This is a genomic window from Frankia sp. AiPa1 (genome assembly GCF_023243075.1).
Lineage (GTDB): Bacteria > Actinomycetota > Actinomycetes > Frankiales > Frankiaceae > Frankia.
In genome coordinates this window covers 39755-63164 of sequence record NZ_JALKFZ020000175.1, presented here as the reverse complement: position 1 = coordinate 63164, position 23410 = coordinate 39755, and the positions used below count along the sequence as shown (strand labels likewise).

At 70.3% G+C, this 23410-nt stretch carries 21 protein-coding genes; 9 read left to right on the top strand and 12 right to left on the bottom strand.

The annotated features are described in order from the left end of the window. Position 1: 1 nt before the first annotated feature. Complete coding sequence (locus MXD95_RS21445) at positions 2 to 730, bottom strand: TetR/AcrR family transcriptional regulator C-terminal domain-containing protein (RefSeq protein WP_250642478.1); 729 nt, start codon at positions 728 to 730, stop codon at positions 2 to 4. 236 nt (positions 731 to 966) lie between these two features. Here MXD95_RS21445 and MXD95_RS21440 point away from each other — a divergent pair, with 236 nt between their 5' ends. Then, on the top strand, positions 967 to 2511 hold the full coding sequence (locus MXD95_RS21440) for a DHA2 family efflux MFS transporter permease subunit (RefSeq protein ID WP_250642477.1): 1545 nt from the start codon (positions 967 to 969) through the stop codon (positions 2509 to 2511). A 61-nt stretch (positions 2512 to 2572) separates the two neighbouring features. Here the strand turns inward: MXD95_RS21440 and MXD95_RS21435 are convergent, their stop codons facing one another. After that, a complete protein-coding gene (locus MXD95_RS21435; RefSeq protein ID WP_250642476.1) occupies positions 2573 to 3748 on the bottom strand; it encodes a sensor histidine kinase in 1176 nt (391 codons plus the stop codon). A gap of 203 nt (positions 3749 to 3951) precedes the next feature. Between MXD95_RS21435 and MXD95_RS21430 the strand changes: the two genes are divergently transcribed. Continuing rightward, the gene (locus MXD95_RS21430; protein ID WP_250642475.1) at positions 3952 to 4365 is read left to right on the top strand and encodes a DUF7715 family protein; all 414 of its coding nucleotides are present in this window, start codon (positions 3952 to 3954) and stop codon (positions 4363 to 4365) included. 238 nt (positions 4366 to 4603) lie between these two features. Here the strand turns inward: MXD95_RS21430 and MXD95_RS21425 are convergent, their stop codons facing one another. Then, complete coding sequence (locus tag MXD95_RS21425; RefSeq protein ID WP_250642474.1) at positions 4604 to 5395, bottom strand: hypothetical protein; 792 nt, start codon at positions 5393 to 5395, stop codon at positions 4604 to 4606. A gap of 603 nt (positions 5396 to 5998) precedes the next feature. Continuing rightward, on the bottom strand, positions 5999 to 6943 hold the full coding sequence (locus MXD95_RS21420; RefSeq protein ID WP_250642473.1) for a PAC2 family protein: 945 nt from the start codon (positions 6941 to 6943) through the stop codon (positions 5999 to 6001). A gap of 541 nt (positions 6944 to 7484) precedes the next feature. Between MXD95_RS21420 and MXD95_RS21415 the strand changes: the two genes are divergently transcribed. From MXD95_RS21415 to MXD95_RS21405, 3 genes are all read left to right on the top strand, one after another. Then, positions 7485 to 8597 carry an ImmA/IrrE family metallo-endopeptidase gene (locus tag MXD95_RS21415; protein WP_250642472.1) on the top strand — a complete coding sequence of 371 codons (1113 nt, stop codon included), beginning with the start codon at positions 7485 to 7487 and terminating at the stop codon, positions 8595 to 8597. Between the two features lie 3 nt (positions 8598 to 8600). Beyond that, entirely contained in the window at positions 8601 to 9146 is a 546-nt protein-coding gene (locus MXD95_RS21410; protein WP_250642471.1) for a hypothetical protein, read from the top strand. 814 nt (positions 9147 to 9960) lie between these two features. Then, a complete protein-coding gene (locus MXD95_RS21405) occupies positions 9961 to 11622 on the top strand; it encodes an LCP family glycopolymer transferase (protein ID WP_250642470.1) in 1662 nt (553 codons plus the stop codon). A gap of 569 nt (positions 11623 to 12191) precedes the next feature. Here the strand turns inward: MXD95_RS21405 and MXD95_RS21400 are convergent. From MXD95_RS21400 to MXD95_RS21385, 4 genes are all read right to left on the bottom strand, one after another. After that, positions 12192 to 13355: an acyl-CoA dehydrogenase family protein gene (locus tag MXD95_RS21400; protein ID WP_250642469.1), complete on the bottom strand. Its 1164-nt coding sequence runs from the start codon at positions 13353 to 13355 to the stop codon at positions 12192 to 12194. 41 nt (positions 13356 to 13396) lie between these two features. After that, positions 13397 to 14296 carry a 3-hydroxybutyryl-CoA dehydrogenase gene (locus tag MXD95_RS21395; RefSeq protein ID WP_285223709.1) on the bottom strand — a complete coding sequence of 300 codons (900 nt, stop codon included), beginning with the start codon at positions 14294 to 14296 and terminating at the stop codon, positions 13397 to 13399. A gap of 211 nt (positions 14297 to 14507) precedes the next feature. Then, positions 14508 to 15404, bottom strand: coding sequence for an AEC family transporter (locus MXD95_RS21390; RefSeq protein ID WP_250642468.1), 897 nt, complete (start codon positions 15402 to 15404; stop codon positions 14508 to 14510). Between the two features lie 108 nt (positions 15405 to 15512). Next, positions 15513 to 15746 carry a hypothetical protein gene (locus MXD95_RS21385; RefSeq protein WP_250642467.1) on the bottom strand — a complete coding sequence of 78 codons (234 nt, stop codon included), beginning with the start codon at positions 15744 to 15746 and terminating at the stop codon, positions 15513 to 15515. 228 nt (positions 15747 to 15974) lie between these two features. Here MXD95_RS21385 and MXD95_RS21380 point away from each other — a divergent pair, with 228 nt between their 5' ends. Then, a complete protein-coding gene (locus MXD95_RS21380; protein ID WP_250642466.1) occupies positions 15975 to 17138 on the top strand; it encodes an alkane 1-monooxygenase in 1164 nt (387 codons plus the stop codon). Here the strand turns inward: MXD95_RS21380 and MXD95_RS21375 are convergent. Both MXD95_RS21375 and MXD95_RS21370 read right to left on the bottom strand, forming a co-directional pair. Then, positions 17126 to 17764 carry a hypothetical protein gene (locus MXD95_RS21375; protein WP_250642465.1) on the bottom strand — a complete coding sequence of 213 codons (639 nt, stop codon included), beginning with the start codon at positions 17762 to 17764 and terminating at the stop codon, positions 17126 to 17128. The two genes, MXD95_RS21380 and MXD95_RS21375, sit on opposite strands and share 13 nt — an antisense overlap. A 128-nt stretch (positions 17765 to 17892) precedes the next feature. Next, a complete protein-coding gene (locus MXD95_RS21370; protein WP_250642464.1) occupies positions 17893 to 18627 on the bottom strand; it encodes a lysophospholipid acyltransferase family protein in 735 nt (244 codons plus the stop codon). Between the two features lie 384 nt (positions 18628 to 19011). Here MXD95_RS21370 and MXD95_RS21365 point away from each other — a divergent pair, with 384 nt between their 5' ends. Together MXD95_RS21365 and MXD95_RS21360 are read left to right on the top strand one after the other, a co-directional pair. Continuing rightward, positions 19012 to 19713: a M50 family metallopeptidase gene (locus MXD95_RS21365; protein ID WP_250642463.1), complete on the top strand. Its 702-nt coding sequence runs from the start codon at positions 19012 to 19014 to the stop codon at positions 19711 to 19713. A gap of 94 nt (positions 19714 to 19807) precedes the next feature. Then, complete coding sequence (locus MXD95_RS21360) at positions 19808 to 20653, top strand: SOS response-associated peptidase (RefSeq protein WP_250642533.1); 846 nt, start codon at positions 19808 to 19810, stop codon at positions 20651 to 20653. Between the two features lie 164 nt (positions 20654 to 20817). Here MXD95_RS21360 and MXD95_RS21355 read toward each other — a convergent pair whose 3' ends face one another. Together MXD95_RS21355 and MXD95_RS21350 are read right to left on the bottom strand one after the other, a co-directional pair. Then, positions 20818 to 21012 carry a ferredoxin gene (locus tag MXD95_RS21355; protein ID WP_250642462.1) on the bottom strand — a complete coding sequence of 65 codons (195 nt, stop codon included), beginning with the start codon at positions 21010 to 21012 and terminating at the stop codon, positions 20818 to 20820. A 126-nt stretch (positions 21013 to 21138) separates the two neighbouring features. Then, positions 21139 to 21702 (bottom strand): YceI family protein, encoded by a 564-nt coding sequence (locus tag MXD95_RS21350; protein WP_250642461.1) that lies wholly within the window; start codon positions 21700 to 21702, stop codon positions 21139 to 21141. A 637-nt stretch (positions 21703 to 22339) separates the two neighbouring features. On the opposite strand from MXD95_RS21350, the gene MXD95_RS21345 reads away from it, so the two are divergent. Further along, positions 22340 to 23410, top strand: coding sequence for a ComEA family DNA-binding protein (locus MXD95_RS21345; RefSeq protein WP_250642532.1), 1071 nt, complete (start codon positions 22340 to 22342; stop codon positions 23408 to 23410).

Here is a 23410-nt window from a genome sequence, read left to right as displayed (position 1 = left end):
GTCAGGCCGGCTTTGCGCCAAGACTCGTCGAGACGCCCGCGAGCAGCCAGTCCAGCCCGTCATCGAAGCTCTGCTGCGCCACGGAGCTGGGCGCGAGAAGGTCGAGGCGAGGTATCTGGGCGAGATGCGGGTACTCGCCGCTGTCGATCACCGTGTCCAGATAGGAGCTGAGATCGAACAGGTCGTGGCCGGAGGCCCGCTCCAGTAGTTCGATCGCGACCTGACCGAGCGTGTAGGTGTCGACCGCTCGCAGCAGAGACACGCGGCGGGCCGGCGGTAGTGGCAGATCGGCGATGCAGGCGGCGGACTGCTCGGCGTGGCGCAGCGAGTTCGGGCCGAGGCGGGTGGTCCTGGTGTTCGTCTCCAGCAGCCAGGGATGGCGCAGGCAGCACTCACGGGTGCGGCGAGCGATCATCCGCAGCGCCTCGCGCCAGTCCGCTGGCAGGGGCTCGGGCACCAGGACCTCGGCGGACACCTGATCGTGCATGAGCGCGAGCAGGTCGTCCTTGCGGTCGAAGTACGAGTACAGGCTCATCGGCCTTGCGGCGAGGACGGCAGCGACCCGGCGGATCGAGACCGCGGACAGGCCCTCGGCGTCGGCGATACCGACGGCGGCGTCGACGATCTCCTCGCGGGTCAGGCGAGGGCGGCGCCGGGCGTGCGGGCGCACCCACGGCAGCGCAGCGGGCCCGGGGCCGGACGTCGTCGCTGCCGGGTCGTGGTCGCCCATGCTCCGAGACTACGGGCACAGGCGGCGAGTCGGCGCTGTGGTCTGGCTCATTACCTCGAGTCTGACCTGGCGCCTCTGCGTTCGGTCACGGTTCGCCCGCGTGAAACGAGACGATGTACCAGTAGCCGATACGGTGTATCGTCGGTACCCGATCTCGAGCTCGACTCTCGGCCACCTCGACTCTCGGCCACCTCGACTCTCAGCCACCCAGCCGTATGCATCCACGCGGAGTTCGCATGGCGACGCAGGAATCCACGCCGCAGGTCGTATCCTCGGCCGACCCGGACAAGATCGACGGAGCGCTTGTCCGGCTGGCCCTGGTGCTGCTTGCCGGAGTCGTCGTGGTGCAGCTCGACGCGACGATCGTGTCCGTCGCGCTGGACCGGCTGGGCCGGGCGTTCGACGTCGACATCCCCACCGTGCAGTGGGTGACGACGGCATATCTGCTCGCGCTCGCCATGGTCATCCCTGTGAGTGGCTGGGCGGTCAGCCGCTTCGGTGGCCGTCGGATGTGGCTGCTGGCGCTCGCGCTGTTCCTGGTCGGATCGGCGTTGTGCGGGGTGGCCTGGTCCGTTGACAGCCTGATCGCGTTCCGGGTCGTCCAGGGGCTCGGTGGAGGCCTCCTGCTGCCCGTGATGCAGACCATCCTGGCGCAGGCGGCCGGGCCGCGGCGGCTTGGGCGGCTCATGGCGGTGGTCTCCGTGCCGGCGCTGCTGACCCCTGTGCTCGGCCCGGTCCTCGGCGGACTGATCATCGGCAGCCTGAACTGGCGGTGGATCTTCCTGATCAACGTGCCGGTCTGTGTCGTCGCGTTCGTGTTGGCCTGGTGCACGATGCCCGAGGCGGCAACGACCACGCGCCAGCGGTTCGACAGTGTCGGCTTCGCCCTGCTCTCCCCGGGGCTCGCCGCCGTCGTTTACGGTTTTGCCGAGGCGGGCCGCCACGGTGGTTTCTCCTCGGTCACAGTGATCGTGCCGCTGATCATCGGCGTCGCGCTGCTGCTCGCGTTCGGCGGATACGCGCTGCGTACCCGGATCGTGCCGTTGATCGACCTGCGCATGTTCCGCTCCGCGTCGTTCAGCGGCTCCGCGGGGTTGATGTTCCTGTTCGGTATCTCGCTGTTCGGTGGGCTGTTTCTCCTGCCGCTCTACGAGCAGCAGGCACGTGGCCGCAGTCCCATCGAGGCGGGACTGCTTCTCGCGCCGCAGGGCCTGGGCATGATGATCGGAATGATCACGCTCGGCCGGATCGTCGACCGTACCGGCCCGCGGCGGATCGTTCTCATCGGGGTGGCGCTGAGTGTGCTCGGCTCGGTGGCCTACACACAGGTCACTCCGCACACCAGCGAGATCCTGCTCGGCGCGTCCCTGGTCGTGCGGGGTCTGGGGCTTGCGGCGGCGATGGTTCCGGTGATGAGCACGGCCTACGTCGGTCTCTCCACCGCGGAGATCCCCCGGGCGACGTCCGCGGTGCGGATCTTCCAACAGGTCGGTGCGTCGCTGGGGACCGCCATGCTCTCCGTCGTGCTCGCCACCGTGCTGCGCAACGCCGCGCACGGCGGCCACCCCGTGGACGCCGCGGCGACCGCCCATGCCTACGCGGTCTCCTTCTGGTGGACGCTCGGGTTCAGCATCGTCGCCGTTCCGCTCGCCTTCCTGCTGCCCAGGGACTCGGCTGCGGCGCAGCTGTCGGCCGAGCCGGCCGAGCCCGTCAGGTCCGATGCTCCTGTCGCACCGGCCGTTGCCGTCCCGGCCGAGCTTGCGGGCGAGACGGACGGGTAGGAGCCGGCGCCGTCCGGCCTGCCTGCCTGCCGAGGCCCGGTATAGTCCCGGCCGTCGGCCGTCAGTCGCCGGGATGTGGGTCATCCCGCCAGGGAAAGCGGACCGTGACCGTCGTGGGCCCCCCGGGCGGGCTGCCCACGGTCATCGTCCCGTCTATCGCATCGATGCGTTCCGCGAGGCCGGCGAGGCCGCTGCCGCCGCGGGGGTTCGCTCCGCCGACGCCGTTGTCGCGGACCTGCAACAGCAGCGATCCATCCTCGGCGCGATGCAGGTCGACGGTGGCTTCGCTGGCCTGGCTGTGCTTGCTGATGTTGGTCAGTAGTTCGGCCGTGGTGAAATAGACGATGCCCTCCAGCGCGGGGGCCGGTCTGGTCGCCAGTCCTGCCGTCACCAGCGCCGGCACCGTGCAGCGGTCCGCGAGGGCGGCCAGGGCCGCGGGCAGGCCGCGATCGGTGAGGATGGCCGGGTTGATCCCACGGGCCAGGTCACGCAGCTCGCTCAGGGCGAGCTTCACCTCGCCATGGGCCTCGGCGACCATCCGCGCCGCGCCCCGCGGGTCATCGACGAGGATCTCCTTCGCCATACCCAGGCCCATCGCCAGGGCGACCAGCCGTGCCTGTGCCCCGTCATGCAGGTTGCGTTCGATCCGGCGCAGGTCGGCCGTGGCGTCCTGCGCCGCCCGCTGCCGCGCCGCGGCGTCCCGTACCCGCTGCTCCACCCGAGTGGACGGGGCGAGTAGCCCCCTGATCATCGCCCGGTCGACGGCCAGCAGCGCCCGGGTGACCCCCGGAAGCACCACCCAAGCGAGGAGCAGGAGCACCAACGCCGCCACGAAGCTCACGATGCCCCACGGCAGCCGGACGAACAGGTACAGCGCCGCTCGCCAGGCCACCGGATCGCCGAGGGTGGCAAGGCCCGGGCCCGCTCTGCCGGCACGCCGCGGCGGCGGATGGGAGGGGCTGGGCAGGCGTAGGCCGAGCAGCCACCGGGCCCGGCTGCGCTCCAGTGTGGCGAGCCCCCGGCAGATCCGCAGGCCGGCGACCAGCACCGGAATGCCGACCACGGTGATGGCCAGGCCCGCACCGAGCGAGATCACGACCGTGACGACGACGAAGCCGAGCAGCGCTATCGGAAGGTTGAAAAGCAGAAACAGCACGCCCCGCCAGGTCGCGCCGTCCGCGGCGAGCCACGCCGGCCGTCCCGTCCCGGCCGTCGGCGCGTTGGACGGCACACTCACCGGTTGTCACCCTCCTGCCACGTCCGCCGGACCGGGCTATTATCCGCCCTCCTCGAGGAGGGCCGCTTGTGAGGTGGCTCGGGAGTACCGCGATCACGGGTAGTTCGAGACTTTGTCGGTGGGGGATGATTGTCTTCTCGTGGATCCGGAGGGCATCCGCTTCCCACCCGGAAGCGGCAGGCGACCACGAGGAGCTTGAGGTCATGAAACTTCTCACGGCCACGGCGTACGCGCAGGGACTGCGCGTCGACGATTTCCACTGGGCGGTGGAAGGCGAGTTGGTCACCCTGCGTGCATTCTGCGACATGCACCTGGACCGGCCGCACGCGCGGTGCGAGTGCGGCCGGGTCTTCGTCGGGCTGGGCTCCTACTACGGCACCACGACGGCAATGGTGCGGCACGTGCCCGGAATCACGGAGGAGGATTATCGGGCCGCGCTGCGTCATAGCCTCGATGCCCAGGGATGGAAGGCCGCTGACGCGGATGCCGAGGCCACGCGCCTGATTGCAGAAGTGGAACGGTGGCCCGTGGGCGCGATCATCGAAAGGTTCGTCGACCGGCTCGCCATTCGCGCGCTCTCGGACGCCGACATCGGCCGGGTGCCCGACCGGCACTGATGCTGGGTCGGCTCTGACGCTGGGCCGGCTCTGATGCGGTCGCCGCACCTGCCCGCCGCCCCGGTGCGGCGGCGATGTCCGGCTGGAGTCGGCGGGGCGGCGGGGTCGTGGTGGGCCTGCCGCAGCCCGGGCCGCGGCTTATCCCTGTCCGGGGTGCCGTCGTCTGTCCAGGGCGTCGGCGGCCTGAAACGCTTCTGGTACGTCACGACCGGGCGAATGACGCGTGCGGTGGGCAGGGTTACCCGGCCGTGGCCACCGCCGACCCTTCCGGATCCGTCCGCGGTGCCGCAACCGCGGACCGCTCCGGACCCATCGTCGCCAGCGTCTGCGCGAGAGCCTCGCGACGGCCGCGCGGCGTCCGCCCCCACGGCTTGGCGATCGACAGTATGGTAGCGGTGATGAACAGCAGGTTCATCAAGGTTCCGCACACGATAAGCGCCACCGCCTGGGCCGGGTAGCCGGTCGAGGACGTGGCGCTGGCGTGCGATGCGGAAACGATGAGCGTGCGGATCACCGCACCCCCGCTGATCACTGCCACCACGGTAATCGTCAGCTTCGCCGCGACCCACCAGTGCCGCAGCAGGCCCCAGCGGGTCTTCGTGGACAGCACGACTCCGCTGATCAGAGTGAGCAGGGCCAGCGGGATGTCCAGAGTTCGGTCGATGACGTGCATAAGCTCGTACGCCGCGGGCCGCAGTCCTGGATCGGCCGCCGCGGTGGAGGCAAGGACGAGCTGGGCGAACGCGACGCCGTTCCACCCGACGCTCACGATCACGTGGGCGGTGACCAGCGCCGTCCGTAGAGGTTTCCGGAGATGGCGGTGGCGGGTCCGAACACTCTCGGTCGCCTTGCGTGGCTGGGGGACCACAGGGCGCGGCTCGTCAACATGGCCCGGCTCGTCGGCGGAGAGGGCCGCTTTGACCGCATCGGACGGTGCGGCGTCCGGCTGGGCATCGTCAGTCGTGATGTCCGGCCTGGTCTCCGTCAGGGCTACGCCCTGCGGGCCTGCCGGACTGGGTCCTGCGGTCACCGGACCGGTGCCATCCGCGGCGATATTGGAACTAGCCTCGCTCGGGCCGCCAGCCTCGCTCGGGCTGGCTTCACTCGAGGGGGAACCGGGTGAACTGACGCCAGCTGAAGGGGCGATGGCTGATGTGGTGTCGGCCGGGGACGACGCGTCCGCAGCGATGCTCTCCGCAGCAGCGGCATTTTCCGGTGCGGATAATGAGCCGGCCTTTTCGAGGGTCGTGACAGCCGAATCCGGTTCGGTGGATTCCAGGTCGGCAGCAGGTCTCGCTTTGGGAATATCGGTGGCCGTGACGTCGGACACGAGAGCTGCTTTCCGGCGGGGCGCGTGTGGGCGACGCCCCTTGGACGTGGTCATTTCGGTTCTCTCGGTAAGTCGCCACCGGGATGGGGCGGTCAGGTGCCGCTGGCGGAGTGGCAGCCCGCCGTGGCGAAGCGTGAGCCTACGCGAGCTTCGAATGCACGCACATGGCAACTTCCGGAACGCGCCAACGCAGGCGGGCTGAAGAGAACCAGGACTTTCGCCCGTGGGATGTGGTAGGGCCACACCAGGTATCCGGTGCGCATTCGGATTCGCGCAGCCGGCGGACCGGGGGATTCTTGCGGATCAGCCCATCGGATTCGTCGGGCCGCCCGGCTCGGACTGCTCGGCGAGGAAACGCTCGAGGGCCTCGCCGAGTTCGTCCGCGGTTGGCAGCTTCTGCTCACCGTCGACGGTGGGGAGGCTGGGCCCGCGCCGCCCCCGCTGGTAGGCGTCGTACTGCTCCTCCAGCGCACGCACGAGTGCTGAGGCCTCGCCGCCCTCGGCGATCTGGCTGTTGACCTCGTCGTTCACCGCGACCGCCGCCGAACGCAGCCCATCCAGGGGCAGCATCAGACCGGTAGCCTTCGACACGGACGTGAGCAATACCTCGGTGGCCGCCGGATAGGTCGACTGCGCCAGATAGTGCGGAACGTGGACGGCGAACCCCATCGCATCCCGCCCATCCCGGCCGAGCTCGTATTCGAGCAGGTGGCCCGCGCTACCTGGAATCTGCAACCGACGCAGCCAGGGCTCATTACCGGCGATGAGCTCGGTACGGCTCGCGTGTGCCGTCACGGAGGCCGGGCGGGTGTGCGGCACGGCCATCGGCACCGCGTTCAGCCCGACGCTCAGCCGGACCCCGAGCTGCTCGATGATCTGACGGACGGCGGCGATGAAACGCTTCCACTGCAGGTCCGGTTCGGGCCCGGTGAGCAGGAGGAACGGCACGTCTGACTCGTCGCGCAGCTGGTAGATCGCCAGCACGGGGTCGGCATAGCTCTCCCAGTGATCCTCGGAGAAGATCATGGAGGGGCGCCGCGAGCGGTAGTCGAGGAGCTGGTCGATGTCGAAGGTGGCGACAATCCTGTGCTCCAGCGCCGTCAGCAGGTGTTCCCCGGCCAGACTGACCGCGTTCCCGGCGTCGACAACGCCGGTCATCGCCTCGAGCAGGATCGGCCGGTGCGGTTCGCCGGCCTGCTCCTCGGACCCGTCCTCGGTGAGACTGTAGAGCTCTCGCGGATCAAGCACGATCGACGTCCTCCTCTACACCACCGCTCGCTTCCGTCACCTGGAAAGAAGCGCGACCGGCCCCGGTGGCATTCCGCCGGCCCGGATCTGCCCGGACCGAGCGGCGCCCGCCATGGCCGCGGATCGGCAGGCGCCCTTCGCCTCCCGTCCGATTTTACCGGCTTGCAAGCGTCAGGCGTGGCTGCGTGCCGTGGTGAGCGCGCCGCGTGGCCCGTTCTCGTCGCCTTCCAGGGCCGGTGTGTGCTGTTTCTCGTTGGCTCCAGTGCATCCGGGATCGCGCAATCCCCTCGATCCCGGCAACTCGCCAGTTCAGGCCGGCGTGATCGCGCGCGAAGAGGTCGGCTGGGAGCCGACCTCGCTCGAGAGGGGCTTCGGTGCACCCTCGCGGCGCCTTCCAGCGCCGGATTCGGTTCCTGATCTGTTCTCCAGGACGAGCCTGGTATCGGTACTCCAGCTGGCTTGGTCCCGTGCTCCGTCCGGAGCCGCGCACCGAGCCAAATGATCGATTGGGAAATTCCCAACCGGCGGGTATGATGGCCTCATGCGCAGCATCGGTGAGCGTGTGCTGGAGCAGATCAGGCAGGCTCGCCCGGCCGAGCATCGGCAGGACATCGCGCGCGAGATCGGGATGACACCCGACGCGTTCTCGCGGGCGCTGAACGGCCGGCGGGCCTTCTCCTCGATCGAGCTGGCCCACCTCGCCGACCTCCTCGACGCCGACCTGCACTGGATGATCACTGGTCGCCCCGATCCCTACCGGCTGGTGGTGGCGGCCCGTCACACGTTCGACCACGCGACCGGTCGTCGCGAGGTGCCGGCGCGGGATGCCGACCAGGCGGTTCTCGAGGACATCGCGCTCGCCTACCGGCAGGCCTTCCCCGAGCGGCGGCGTCTGGGCACGGCCGCGTCCGCCTCGTCGCCGCTGCCGTCGAATCCCGGGGAGGTCCGTGCGGCCCTGGGGGCCGATTTCGTTCGGCCCTTTGCGGAGCGGCTCGAGGCCCGGCTTGGCGTGGGCGTCGTTCGTTTCCCGGGTCTGTCCACCGCGTACTCGCTCGCCATCGGCGGGCATCGCGTGATCGTGCTTCCCGGCACCGGTAACTGGTTCCGGGAGAACTGGTCGCTGGCGCACGAGCTCGGCCACCTTGCCCTGCGTCATCATGAGGACGGCGTCACCGAGGCCGAGCGGAATCGGCGTGAGGCCGCCGCGAATGCCTTCGCGGCCGATCTGCTACTGCCGCACGACGAGCTTGCCGCGGTCGAGTGGGCCAGCGTGGATGCCGCCGGGCTTGCCGCTCTGGTCTGGCGGTGGGGGGTGTCCACCGACGCCCTGGCCCGTCGGCTGAGCGCGATCCACGAGGGACCTCCGCCACCGCTGGTGGTCGAATGGGCCGGTCAGAAAACGCAGCGCCTGTTGCGGCGGCACTGGCGATCCCGCACGGGCGAGGACGAGATCACGCCGCGGATGCAGGCAGCCGCCCGACGCCGCTTCCCCCTCGAACTGACCGAGGCACATCTGGCGGGAATCGCCTCCGGTGCGCTCGGCAAGGAGACACTTGCCTGGATGCTGGGCGTCAACCCGGACGCGGTGGAAGTCGACATGCCCTCGGTGCCCGACGTGAGCATCGACGATCTGGCCGGGGTGCTGGGTATCTGAACCGTGACCGTCCTGCTGTTTCCCGACAACACGGTGCTCGTCAACTTCGCGATCATCGATCGAATGGACCTGCTTGAACGGCTGGTGAACGGAAACGGCTGCTGGTGCGCGTCCGTGGAGGCGGAGTGTCGACGCTCCGCGCGGCAACCCGGTCTCGAGGTGCTCTCCGCCGCCTGGCGCATCTTCGGCTCGGCCTGGCTACCCGACCCCGCCGAGCTGCAGGATGCGATGATTCTCCGAGATGGGCTCACCGGTCCCGGCGACCGACGTCATCAGCACCTCGGCGAAGCCGAGACTCTCGCGATCATGATCCGGCGCGGCGTGAAAGGCCTCTTCGTGACCGACGACCGGGGCGCTATCCGGCTCGCTGCCCGAAGTGGGATCACCGCCATCACGACCTGGCATCTACTCAAGGCTGCCGTACGCGCCAGCATGATCAAGGCCGATGTCCTCTGGGGCCACACCCAGGCCCTGCGCGACTATCCGCGGGCGATCCCTCCCGGCGTGGCCGACGACCGGTCCTCGTTCGACACCTGGCTGTCCGCCTGAGCGCTTCCCGATCGGTCGGGTACGGCGCAGGGTGGGGGAGGGCTGTCGGTCCGGACTGGGTGGGTGCCGTCCAGTGGTCACGGCACTTCTGTGAGTGCGCATTTCCCCAGGTCATCGCGGTCGTTGTCACAAAGTGCGGGCTGGCTCCGCGTCTCGCCGATGATTCTGCCTATCGTGGTAGACCTATCGGGCTAATCGGCGTCATCGGGTGGAAGAGGCGACAGGTGAACCAGATCGTCCCGCCTCGCCGGCCTCGCCGTGCCGTTTTTAGGTCGATATGTCCGATCCCTAGGCCTGGGCGGTGAGTCCGGAACATCCGGGCGCGCCGGGGGGGCCGCGCGGGTCGGCCACCGGCCGTGAGCCGGCGGCCCGCCCGAAGCCGACTGCCCCGCACGAGTCGGCCACACCGGGCGCCGAGGACCGGCAGGTACCACCAGGCCCGGCCACGGCGGTCAGCCCGGAACCCGGGAGCGGACGGGATGCCACGGACTCGGCGGGCATCGCGGGCCCTACGGCGTCACCTGATGCCACAGGTTCTGCGCAGGGCGCGAGCACCGCTCGTGCCGTGGACGCCGCTGGCAGCGATGAGGCTGGTAGCGATGCGGCTGGTACTCGCGCCGCCGGCACCGACACCACGCTCATCCGTCGGCGGACGGCCCAGAGGGCAGCGCACGCAGGATCCGGGAGCGCACCGACCTCGACGAGCTCCGTGGCCGCGAGGACGCCGGGGACCTCGGCGGTCCCAACGACCACGGGCTCAGAGCCGACCAGGCAGTCCTCGTCACCGTCCGCGGCGAGGACCGAGCTGCCAACGATGGAGTTGCCGACGCGGTCGACGGTGCCGCAGGCGCCAGGGGCGTTGCCCGCGGACGCGCTGCCCGCGGGCGGTCTGTCCGTCGTGGCGATGACGAAGGCCGGTCAGGCGGCGGCCGCCCAGTCCGGATCTGTCCACCCGGGATCCGGTCCGGTGGCCTGCGTGCGGACGTCGGCTGGTACCTCGGGGGTCGCGACGGCGGAGGCTGGCAGGACGGCGGTGAGCCCGGTGGGTGCGCCGCCGGACGTGGCTGATCCCGATGTGCCGGATCCGGACGTTCCTCCGCCGCCGCGCCGTCGCGGACTGCGCGCGCGGTTCCTGCTGGGCCTGGCCGGGCTGCTGAGCTTCGCGGTCCTCGTCACCTCGGTGGGTGGCTGGGTGGTCCTCACGGCCTATGACCACCGGATCGACCGGGCCGACATCGCGTTGCCGCACGCGGACGTCACCCGCCCGCCGGCTGTTCCCGTGGGCACGGAGAACTGGCTGCTCGTCGGGTCGGACGTGCGGACGGGCAGCGACGCCGCGAAAGTGGGCGGCGCCCGTTCGGACACGATGATGATCGCGCACCTGGACTCGGACGGCACCACCTCGATCGTGTCCATCCCCCGGGACCTGTACGTGCCTATCCCGTCGTACACCGACGCCGAGGGCAAGCGGCACCGCGCCCGCCACGACCGGGTGAACAGCGCGTTCAACAGTGGTGGTCCGGCACTGTTGGTCGCCACGCTCGAGCAGCTCACCGGCATCCGCATCGACCACTATGCCGAGATCGACTTCGGCGGCTTCCAGAAGATGACGACCGCGATCGGCGGCGTGGACGTCTGCCTGGTCGCCTCGACCTACGTCGAGCCCTTGACGCTCGACAACGGCCGGCGTGTCCACGCGACGAACCTGAACGACCCGAGCTCCGGCTTCGTCGGCCACCCCGGGACCAACCATATCGAGGGCGCGCAGGCGCTCGCCTTCGTCCGCCAGCGCCACGGCTTCCAGGATGGCGACCTTTCCCGTATTCACCGCCAGCAGGCATTCCTCGCGGCTGTCTTCCGCACGGTGTCCTCGTCCGGTGTGCTGCTGAACCCAGGAAAGCTGGCCTCCTTCCTGGGCGCACTCACCGACTCGACCCTCCTCGACGACGGCACCAACTTCTCCGACCTGCGCCTGCTCGCCGAGCGGATGCGGGGCATGACCACCGGATCGGTCACCTTCGCCACGGTCCCGACCACCGGCCAGGTCGCCTCCCCCGCCTTCTACTTCTATTACGACCCGACCGCGGTCCGCGCGTTCTTCGCCGAGAAGATGGGCAGCGGCGACCAGGCCACCGCCACCCCGAACCCGACGCTCGAGCCCGATCCCACGGCCACCTCGAGCCCGGACGCATCCGGGACGACCGGCCCCACGTCCGCGTCGTCCTTGTCCGTCAACGGTTCGAGGTCGGCCTCGGACCCCTCGGGCGCGGCGACCGCATCCGACACCGCCCCGGTCGTCGCCCCGGTCGTCGCCGCAGGCACCGCCCTCCCCGGCGCCGCCCAGTCCAGCCAGTTCACCTCCGTGACTCCCGCGGCCGCCGGTTCGGTTGGGCGGCCCACTGGCGTCACTGGTTCGGAACCGGCCACCTCGGCCGCGGTCCCGGCTGCCACCGCGGCCGCCTCCTGCATCAACTGAGGTTTTTCCCGCGGATCATGATGGTCCATCACAGCAGACCGGCCGATTCCCGCCCGATCCCCGGTCGGGCTCGGACCACCTCCGACGTCCTCGGCGGCACGCGCACCGTCCGGCGTACCGCGCGGCCGATGGCCGATGGCCGATGGCCGATGGTGCACGGTGCCCCTGCCGTCACGGTCAGCTCCGGTCGTCACCGTCAGCGAGCCCTCTCCCCACCGCCGACCCGCCACCGCCCTGCTCGCCGCTGCGCGTGACGACGGATCGGCCCCGGAAAACCTTCCGTGTCGCTTCTACCGGGCTACAAAGGTACAAATCGAACAAGTTACCCGGTAGACGTGACACCCCCGCCCATCAGCACCGCCACCGCCCTCATCACGGACAGTGAGATTCGCCAGGTGAACCTGGCCGCGAGCCGGAGATCCACGAGAGGCAACCTGGGCGAGTGGACCGGCCGAGGACCAGCCGGGCAGCAGACGGCGAATCCCCTGGGGAGCCGTCAGAACCCGGTGGTTGGTGGATACGGGGTGTCCTCGTCGGGATTCACCACCGTCGGCCAGAAAGAGCAACCGTCAGCCGCGCAGGAGCTGGCGAGACATGACGACGCGCTGGATCTGGTTGGTGCCCTCGTAGATCTGGGTGATCTTGGCGTCGCGCATCATGCGCTCGACCGGGAAGTCGCGGGTGTAGCCGGCGCCGCCGAACAGCTGGACGGCGTCGGTGGTGACCGCCATCGCGACGTCGGAGGCGAAGCACTTGGCAGCGGCGGAGACGAAACCGAGACCCTGCTCGCCACGCTCGGCGCGCGCCGCCGAGACGTACACCAGATGCCGGGCGGCCTCGATCTTCATGCCCATGTCGGCAAGCATGAACTGCACGCCCTGGTTGTCGGCGATGACCCGGCCGAACTGGCGGCGTTCGCGCACGTAGGCGAGTGCGGCGTCGAGCGCACCCTGGGCGATGCCGACGGCCTGGGCGCCGATCGTCGGGCGGGTGTGGTCAAGGGTGGCGAGTGCCGTGCGCAGGCCGGTCCCGGGCTCGCCGATGATCCGATTCGCCGGGATCGTGCAGCTGTTGAAGTGGATCTCGGCGGTGGGGGAGCCCTTGATGCCGAGCTTGCGCTCCTTGGTTCCCACCTCGAATCCCGGATCGTCCCGGTGCACGACGAACGCCGAGATGCCGTCGACCCGGCGCGTGGCGTTCGGATCCGTCACGGCCATGACCGTGTACCAGGTCGACTCACCGGCGCCGGTGATCCATGCCTTGGTCCCGTCGAGGATCCATTCGTCGCCGCTGAGGCGGGCCCGGGCACGCATCGAGGCGGTGTCCGAACCGGCCTCCCGCTCGGACAGCGCGTAGGAGATCATCGCCTCGCCGCTGGCCACGGACGGCAGCACCAGCTGCTTGAGCTCCTCGGACCCGGAGAGGATGACCGGCATGCTGCCGAGCTTGTTCACCGCCGGGATCAGCGAGCTCGCCGCGCAGGCCCGGGCGACCTCCTCGATGACGATGCAGGTGGCCACCGAGTCCGCGCCCTGCCCGCCGTACTGCTCGGGGATGTGCACGGCGGCGAAGCCGGAGCGGGTGAGTGCCTCACGCGCCTCGACGGTGAAACGCTCGCGCTCGTCGGCGTCCGCGGCGTGGGGAGCGATTTCCTTCTCGGCGAGCGCCCGTACCGCCTCCCGCAGTGCGTGGTGTTCCTCGGGTAGCTGGTAAAGATCGAAGCCTGGATTCACGGCGCGCCTCCGTTCAGCCCTGGACTATGCCGCGCAGTGGGTTACTTCGCGTAGTCGTGGAAGCCGCGACCGCTCTTACGGCCGAGCAGGCCGGCATCGACCATCCGCAGCAGCAGCGGCGGTGCGGCGTACGTCGGCTCCTTGAACTCGGCGTACATCGAGTCGGCCACGCCCTTGATCGTATCCAGCCCGATCAGGTCGCACAGCCGCAATGGGCCCATCGGATGCGCGCAGCCCAGCACCAGGCCGTTGTCGATGTCGTCCGCGGAGGCGAAGCCCGACTCGAACATCCGGATCGCGGCGAGCAGAAACGGCACGAGCAGCGCGTTGACGACGAAGCCCGCGCGGTCGGTCGCGCGGATCGTCTGCTTGCCGAGCGCCCGCGCGGCGAATCCCTCGGCGACGGTGATCGTCTGCTCCGACGTCAACAGGGACGGGACGATCTCGACGAGCTTCTGGACCGGCACCGGGTTGAAGAAGTGAATGCCGACGACCTGCTCGGGCCGGGCCGTCGCCACGCCCAGCCTGATGATCGGAATCGACGAGGTGTTGGACGCGAAGATCGCGTCCGGCCGGGTGACGACCTTGTCCAGGGTGGCGAAGATCTCGCTCTTGAGCTGCTCGTTCTCCGCGATGGCCTCGACGACGACGTCCCGGTCGGCCAACGCCTCCAGCTCGGTGGTGAACGTCAGGCGACCGAGCGCCGCGTCCCGGTCCGCCTCGCTGAGCTTGCCGCGGCGCACGGCGTGGTCGAACGAGGAGGTCAGCCGCTTGCGGCCCGCATCGAGCGCACCATCGTTGATCTCGCGGACGGCCACGTCCAGACCGGCGCGGGCCGCCACCTCGGCGATTCCCGACCCCATCAGGCCGCATCCGATGACGCCCAGGCGGGCATAGCTCGCCGCATCGGTCGTCGTGGCCGCGGTCGCACCGTCCGCCAGCGCCACTGTCTGCACCGCACTCACCGCACACTCCACTTCGCTCGGACGTCGGCTATCGGACGTCGGCTATCGGACGTCGGCTATCGGATGTCGGCGCCCAGGAACCGGGTACGCCGACGACGCCGACATCAGGCGTTCGCCGACGATCGTCCTGTCATCCACCCTAGACGGTGGACCTGTCCGGCTCATCAGATTCGTCCGGCCACGATCATCAGAGGATGAGGGTCCACAACGGGAGGGTGAGCAGGCTCAGCGGGACTCCCACCCCTACCAGCAGGCTGGGCAGCGGGGTGGCCAGATCGTGCCGGGCGGCGAGGAGAGCGCCGGTGACCATCGGTGGCATCGCGGTCTCGAACAGCGCAATCGTCACGCTGTGATCGCCGAGCCCACCGGCGAGCGCGTACAGGCCGACGACCAGCGCCGGGGCGACCACGAGCTTCACGGCAAGGCCCAGGCCGAGCTCCCGCCAGTACCGCCGGGCCGCCGGAACCTCCAGTTGCATGCCGATCGAGAACAGCGCCAGTGGTGTGAGCGTGCCACCGAGCGAGACGAGCGCGTCGTCCAACCACTGCGGAAAGGTCACCGGCCGCAGCACGAGTGCACTCACGAGGGCCAGCAGCGCCGGTGCGGTCAGGACCCGGCGGGCGAGCTCGGCCCGCGGCAGGGCCGCCCCGGCGACGACGGTCACCATCATGAGCACCACCGTGTTCACCAGCAGGAATGACCCGAGCTGGTCGACGAGAACGGCGGTGGGTACGTCGTCAGCGCCATAGAAGGCGGTGACCATCGGAAAGCCGACGAAGCTGGTGTTCGCCACGGCGGTCGCGGCGATCAGCGCCCCGACCGTCTGCCGGGGCAGGTGCATCACCCGCGCCGCGAGTAGATAGAGCGCACTGGAGACCGCGAACAGCAGGTAGGGCGCGGCCACGACGAGGGCGAGATGATCCGGAAAGTGGATCCCGTGCACCGCGTGCAGCACCAGAGCGGGCAGCGCGATGTCCAGCAGCCAGGTGTTCACCACCGCCGTGGCCGCGGGTGGCGGGTGGATCCGGCGACGCACCACGATGCCGGCGGCCAGGCCCACCAGCAGGACGACCAGCGCGGACATCCGGCCATCGTGGCAGGTCGTCCCGTCGGAGTGGCCCCACCGTGGCATGTCCCACTACGGCGGACTTCCCGTGCCTGCGGGCGCTTGCCGGCGACGGCGCGGCGCGGCTCAGCGGGGACGAGCGGCCCGGCGGCGCAGCGCTCGGCGGATGCGGCGGACGCGGCGCAGCAGGCGGGGCAGCAGGATGTTCAGGGCGAACAGTGCCCCGGCGAGCACATAGTTGCCGTCGCCGAGGCGTTCCTGGCCAGGCAGCGGCACCAGCGTGTAGGTGATCAGGGTCAGCATGGGCAGGAACAGGGTGGCGGCCATCACCGCGCCGATCCATGGCGGCGAATCGGTCATGGACCGCGAACGGCGCCGCGTGGCCGGCCCGCCGCCGCCTCCTTCGAGTGACACCCGGGTGCCATGTGGGGGAGCTCCTGTTGTCGTCACCCGGGCCGGGCTGGCAGATTGACCGATCGGTTCCGGCGTCGTGTCGGAAGCCAGTTCCCGCGGCCGAATCGGCGCGATCGGCGTCTCGCCGCCCTGCCCGGTGAGCTCGCCTGTGCGCCCGGTGAATCGGAGGTCCCGATGGCCGCCCCCGTGATCGTCGTCCCCGGCCATCCCGCCTGGCGCGACGGCAAGCGTTACATGTGGCTCACCGCCACTGTCGTCCCCCTGACGGCCATCGTCGGGTACGGGCTGTGGCACCGCACCGGTGTCGGACTGCACTGGTGGATCACCCCGCTCTTCGTCTTCGTCCTTGTTCCGCTGCTCGATCTCACCTCGCCGCCAGACCCGGTCAACCCGCCGGAGCAGGCCCGGGCTGCCCTCGAGGCGGACCGGTACTACCGCCACTGCACCTATCTCTACCTGCCGCTGGCCGGCATCGCCCTGGTGCTTGGCACCATCGCCTGGGCCGGCGGGAACCTGTCGGTCCTCGCCCGCCTCGGTGCGGTGATCTCCGTGGGGACTGCCACCGGCGTGGGCATCACCACCGCCCACGAGCTCGGCCACCGGCGGGGACGGCTCGAACGCGGCCTGGCCCGGCTGATGCTGGCCGCCAGCGGCTACGGTCACTTTCTCGTCGAGCACAACCGTGGCCATCATGTCCGAGTCGCGACCCCCGAGGATCCGGCCAGCGCCCGGCTCGGGGAAGGCTTCTGGCGATTCTGGCCGCGGACGGTGTTCGGCGGCCTGCGCTCGGCCTGGGCCCTGGAGGCGGGACGGCTGCGCCGGCACGGTCGGCGGGTCGTCTCGGCGCGCAACGAGGTGCTGCGGGGCTGGCTGCTCACCGCCGCGCTGTTCGGGACGCTCGCCGGGGTGCTCGGCGTCGGTGTGCTGGTCTTTCTGGCCGCCCAGGCCCTGGTGGGCGTGACCCTGCTCGAGGGCGTCAACTACATCGAGCACTACGGGCTCGCCCGCGCCCGCACCCCGACCGGACGTTACGAGCCGGTCACCCCGGCGCACAGCTGGAACAGCGACGCGGTGATCAGCAATCTGGCGCTCTACCAGTTGCAGCGGCACAGCGACCATCACGCCCATCCCACTCGGCGCTATCAGACGCTGCGCTCGTTCGCCGAGTCGCCGCAGCTTCCCGGCGGCTACGCCACCCTGCTGATCGTCGCGTTCCTGCCGCCGTGGTGGTTCCGCCTGATGGACGGCCGGGTGCTCGCCCACTACGGCGGCGACCTCGCGCGGGCACATGGCGATCCGGCACGGACGCGGAAGCTGACCGACCGCTACCGAGCCTGACCGGCCCGGTGGCCCTCGCCGGTGATTCCCCGCGAGGCAGGGCCCGCGAGGCGGTCGAACAGCTCGCGGAAGTGGACGAACGCCCGGCGCAGGTCCTCGGTGTCGACTCGCTCATTCCCGCCGGTGCCGCCATTCCTGCCGCCGGGACCGCTCTTGCCGTCGGCGTTGCCGGGGCCGGTGGCGGACCGGGCGCTGATATGCGCCTGGCGATAGGCCACGGCAAGCTCCGGATGGTCCACCGACAGCAGTTCGGCACGCTGGCGGACGTCGCCGTCTGGATAGCCACGGGCGGACATCACCTCGCCTACCAGCGTGCCCGCCTTACGGGTCGCGTCGAGCGGGTCGTCCACGAACCGGCTCTGCACGGCCTGCCAGCGTCGGGCGAAGGCCGTGCGGTCCGCCTCGGTGAGCGGCGCGAGCGTGAGCGCGTCGCGCCGTTCGGCGACGGCCAGCAGATGCCGATGCGCCGCGCCACGACTGCCGAACTCGGCGACGGCGCGGTCGTACTCCGGACCGAACCTACGGCGAAGCGCAGGCCCCCCACCTCCCCGGCGGTCGACGAGCGCGGCGGTGACGATCAGCACCGCGGCGGCGATCGCCAGCAGAGTCCAGCCCGCGACGGACACCCCCGACCACCTCCACCAGTCCACCGTGTAAGGCGATCAACGTGGCGGACGATACTCCCGCGGACCGCCGTCGCACGGACCGTCCGGCACCAGTGGGGGAGCTGATGAGGGGAGCCGAGCGAAGGCCTTCAGCGGGCGTCGTCGTCGGCCGGCCCGCTCGGCGCGGGCGGGGCCGACCCGCCGAGGTGGGCGGGCTGCCACCAGTCGGGCGCATCGGGGGCAGGCCGCGGGTAGCGTCGCTGGGCGGTGTCGAGCAGATCGACCATGACCTTGTGGAGTACGTCCGTCCCGGCCTGCCAGTCGGCAAGATCCGCGGGTGGCACCGGTGCACCCACGGTGATCGTGATGGGGGTGCCGATCGCTTCCCGCAGGCGTAGCGGGTGCCCCTTGGTCAGGACCCGCTGGCTACCCCAGATGATCAGCGGAATCACCGGCACCTTCGTGCCCGTCGCCATCCGCGCCGCGCCGGATTTGAACGGGGCGAGGCAGTAGCTCGGACTGATCGTCGCTTCCGGGAAGATGCCTACCAGTTCCCCGGCGCGCAGTGCCGTCAACGCCTCCCGCAGCGAGGCGGCACCCGCCTTGCGGTCCACCGGGATGTGGTGCATCCCGCGCATCAGGGGGCCGCCGACGCGGTGGCTGAACACCTCCTTCTTCGCCAGGAAGCGCACCGGCCGGCGCCCGGCCTGCCAGAACGGCAATCCGGCAAGCGCGAAGTCGAGGTAGGACACGTGATTGATCAGGACGATCGCGCCGCCGGATCTCGGCACGTGCTCGATCCCCTGGATGTCGATGCGCAGCCGCAGGCCCGCGAAAAGTCCCTTTGCCACGCCGACAACCGGCTGGTAGACGTAGTCCGCCACGGACAGGTCACTCCTCGGATAGTCCCTGTCAGGTATCGCCCCCCGGGCGTCGATGGCCCAGCTGTGACCCTACCGCCGGGTCCGGCCACGGCCGCTCGGTCGCGTCCACGTCGCGACCCGGTCGCCGTACTGCCGCCGAGTCACCGTCGCGTTTGGTCCGGGTCGGGTCTTGACGCATGCGTGTCGCCTCCTTCGAGGCGGTGGCCGCGTCGCCTGCGGCAGGGCCCCCGGCACACACCGGTCGATCCACCAGCGATGATGGCCAGGTCGGGGTCGATCGGGCGCAACGGTGTCGGGCCGGACCGCGCCTCGTCACACGTGGTTCCGAGAAACGAGCTCCCGGCGAACATCATTTCATTGTGTGAGTCGGAGGGGGCGGGCCAGATGGACATCCTGCGGCGCAGCCTGGAAGCGCAGCCCGATCCACCGAGCTGGGTGCTGATTCTTGCCGCCGTGCTCGCGGCCGTGACGGTGCTCAGCGACCAGGTGTGGCCGGTGGCGCGGCATGTGATCACCATTGCGCACGAGGGCGGACATGCGCTGATCGCGGTACTCAGCGGACGGCGTCTCGCCGGCGTCCGGCTGCATTCCGACACTTCAGGGGTGACGGTCTCCTCGGGCCGGCCGACCGGGCCCGGCGTGGTCGCCACGGTTGCTGCCGGCTATCCCGCGCCGTCCCTGCTGGGTCTGGGCGCGACCGGGCTGCTGGCGACCGGACGCTCCAGCCTGCTGCTCCAGCTGTGCGTGGCGCTGTTGCTGGCGATGCTCGTGGTGATCCGGAACGGATTCGGCGTGCTGTCGCTGGCTGTCAGCATGGGCGTGATTCTGGTGATCTCGTGGTTCGCGCCCCCGACCGCGCGGGCCGGCTTCGCCGCCTATATCGCCTGCTTCCTGCTGCTCGGCGCGTTGCGTCCGGTCGTCGAGGTGCAACGCCAGCGCAGGCGTCGGCGGGCACGCGACTCCGACCCCGACCAACTGGCCCGGTTGACCAGGGTGCCTGGGGCCTTCTGGGTGGGGGCGTTCGGCCTGTGCGGGCTGGGATGCGTCGCCGGCGGAGCGGACCTGCTGTTCGGCTGGCCCTCCTGAGGGGTGCGTCGGCCGGGTTGGCCGGGTTGGCCGTTGGAATGGGTGCCGGCTGTGATGCGGGAACTGTCGGATCCGGGTGGGAGACTCGGATGGCATGTGCGGTCGTTACACGCAGAAGCTGAAGTCCGATGACCTGGTCGCGGCGATGTCCGCGCGGGACGACACCGGCGGCGCGGTCCGGGAGAACTACAACGTCGCCCCCACCTCGACCATGCCGATCGTGGTAGCCGAGCCGCCGGCAGGCGGTTCGGCCGGCGGCCCCGACGGAGCCAGCACCACAGACGGAGCCGGCGGGCGGGGCGGGGTCGCCTCGCCTGGTGGCAGGGTGTTGCGACTGGCTACCTGGGGGCTGGTTCCGTCCTGGGCCAAGGACCGTGCCATCGGTTCTCGGATGATTAACGCCCGCTCGGAGACGGTCGCCTCGAAACCGGCATTTCGCTCGGCCTATGCGTCGCGGCGCTGCCTCGTGCCCGCCACCGGGTTCTACGAGTGGTTCCGCCCCGGGGCAGGTGCGCGCCGCGGCCAGCCGTTCTACCTGTATCCGGCCGGGCATCCGGCGACCGGTGGCATTCTTGCGTTCGCCGGGCTGTACGAGTTCTGGCGCAAGGGCGATGCCCCCCTGGTCACGTTCACGATCCTCACCACCACCGCCGCAGACGGGCTGGCGTTCCTGCACGACCGCTCCCCGGTGATCCTTCCGGTCGCGGCCTGGGACCGCTGGATCGATCCCGCCACCAACCCGGCCGATCTCACCGCGCTGCTGCGCCCCGCGCCCGCCGGGGTGCTCGCGGCCCATCCAGTGGACGCCGCCGTCGGGAACGTCCGCAACAAGGGATCGGAGCTCACGGACCCGGTCGATCTGGACGCCGGGGTGGCCGAGGTGATCGAGCAGACTGGCGGCCCGGCCGCCACGGCCTTGGCGGCCGCAGCCGGCCACTGAGATCGCTGACGCTCCCGGAGCGCCGGCCCACACTCTCACTGATGCTGTTACGTGGGAGACCGTGTGGCATCTGTGCGGCCCACGGCCTGAGGGCCGTATCCGCCGGGCTCATCCGGACGGATACGGCTCCGCGTCATGCCGCAGGCGTACCAACCTGCCGAGGATCAGCTCTCACTGATGCTGATGGCCTCGGTCGGGCAGCATTCGACCGCCTCCTGAAGGTCATCCAGCCGGGACTCGTCTGGCTCCTCGTTCAGCAGGTAGAGGTAGCCGTCGTCGCGGATCTCGAAGATGTCGGGAACGAGCCGGACACACGTGCCACTGCTCGCACAGCGGTCGAAATCGACGTTCACCTTCATCGGCGAACCTCCCGGTATTGCTTCCAGAATGTCGTGGTCGTGTGGACCTTACCGCCGAGGTTCGCCAGGCAACAGCGACGTCCCGAGTCAGGCCACACCAGCCTGGCGGCGGGACCGTCGCTCGGGTCAGGAAGTCTTGATCGCGGAGATGTCCAGTTCGATCTTGATCTTGTCGCCGAGCAGCACGCCGCCGGTCTCCAACGCGGCGTTGAAGGAGATGCCGAACTCCTTGCGGCTGATCGCCGTGGTTGCGGTGAAGCCAGCGCGGGTGTTGCCGTACGGGTCCTTCGAGCTGCCCTCGAACGTGACCTCAAGGTCAACCGTCTTGCTGACTCCGTGCACCGTGAGCTCGCCGGTCAGGACGTACTCGTCCTCGCCCTTGCCGGCCGCCGCGCCGGTGCTGAGGAAGGTGATGGTCGGGTACGTGGCCACGTCCAGGAAGTCCGCGGACTTCACGTGACCGTCCCGGTCCGCAACGCCAGTGTCGAACGAGTCGGTCTGGATCGTGACGGACGCGCTCGAGGCCACCGGGTCGGCGCCGTCAAGCTGCAGGGTGCCCTCGACGTCCTTGAACTGCCCGCGCACGGTGGTGACCATCGCGTGGCGCGCGGAGAACCCGATGCGCGAGTGGACCGGATCGATCGTCCAGGTGCCCGTCAGGTCGGTCAGGGCGGGGGCTGGGGCTGTCATCGTGTCCTCCTGGGTGCGTCGGGCCGTCCACATTGGGGGTGTAAGGACGGTTATCTGATGGTTGCACGGTGTGAAAGATGGTTGTGCGTGCAACCTACAGGCTGGGACAACGCCTGCCCTCGGCGCATATTCCATCGGCAAGGTGAACACTTCAACGCGATCGAGTACCCCTGTGGACAACGTCGGTCCGTCCACAGATCAAGATCAGATGGCTTCGTGCGGATCGTGGGCGACCTACCGTTTGACCATGGTCATCTCCACCCCCGGACCCGGGTACCCGTCCTCGCGGCGTCTGCCGGCGCGATCCCGGCGTCCCCCCGACCCCCATCCCGTGCTCGGGCAGCCCGGCGTGCCGGCCGGCACGGCACTGCCTGCGCCGCCCCCACCGCCCGGGTCGCCCGCGCCTGATACCTCACTGCCACCGTCGCCGGCCACGTTGGCCGCGCCGCCGGTCGCCACCCCGCCCGGAACGTGGGCGCCATCGCCATCGCGGCGCAGCCGTGTGCGGGCAGGGGAGTTCAACACCGAACCACACCCCGGAGCGAGCCGGACCGCTCAGCCTGGTCACCCCGGCGGGATGCCATCCCGGCCGAGCGATGCATCGGACCCCGGCGAGGGCGCATGGGCCGGCGACGACGTGCTCATTGACTGGCTGGCTCCGCAGGACGGTCGTGCGGCCAAGGGCGATGGCGGCTATGGCGCCTGGGGCGAGGTGGGCGACGGTGAACCCCCCGGCATCGACGACGGCGAGTGGGGCTCCGGTGACATAACCGCCGATGACCGCGCCGATCGTGACGCTGCCGATGGTGACTTCGCCGATGAAGATGCTGCCGATCCAGACGCCGGCTTCGCGGATGAGGGCCGCGCCGGCACGCGACTTCGCGGGGGCCGGGGCGGGAGGGCGCAGGCTGAGGGCAGCAGATGGCGGCTGCTGCGGGGGCGGCTCGCTGACCGGCTGCCGATCACCCTGCGATCGGCGCTGGTGGCACCGGCGGCGAGCGCCGCACTGGTGCTTGCCCTGGTCGCGCTCGGGGCCGCGGTTCTGTCGGCCTGGTTTGCCTGGCGGCACCGCCCGGTGCCGCTGAGTTCTGCTCCCGGTGTCACCTCGACGATCGTCGCGGGGCCCTCGGCCGGCGTGGGTGCCGCGGGACCCGCGGACTCGGGTGGCGCGTCCGCCGCGTCGTCCAGTGCTGGGGCGCGTTCCGGCGGGCCCGCGGCGGAAGTGGTGGTCGACGTTGCGGGCCGGGTGAGCCATCCGGGGGTGGTCCGGCTGCCGGCCGGGGCGAGGGTCGTCGACGCGCTGGACCGGGCCGGCGGAGTGCTGCCAGGCACGGACACCACCGCCGTCGCCCTCGCTCGGGTGCTGGTCGACGGCGAACAGATCCTTGTGGACGGCCGGCCCGGCGCGCCTACGGCCGCATCGGCGGCAGTCGGTGCATCGGCGGGCGGTACCGTGGCGGCAGGGGGCAGTGGGGCAGCCGCCAGTGGGGCAGGCGGCGGCGCGGCTGGCGTGGGGAACCCGCTGGATCTCAACAGCGCCACCGCGGAGCAACTGGACGCGCTGCCCGGGGTCGGTCCGGTGCTCGCCCAGCGCATCGTGCAGTGGCGCACCGAACATGGGCCCTTCCGCTCGCCCCAGCAGCTGGGTGAGGTCACCGGGGTCGGCGACAAGCGCCTCACCGACCTGCTGCCGCTGATCCGGATCTGA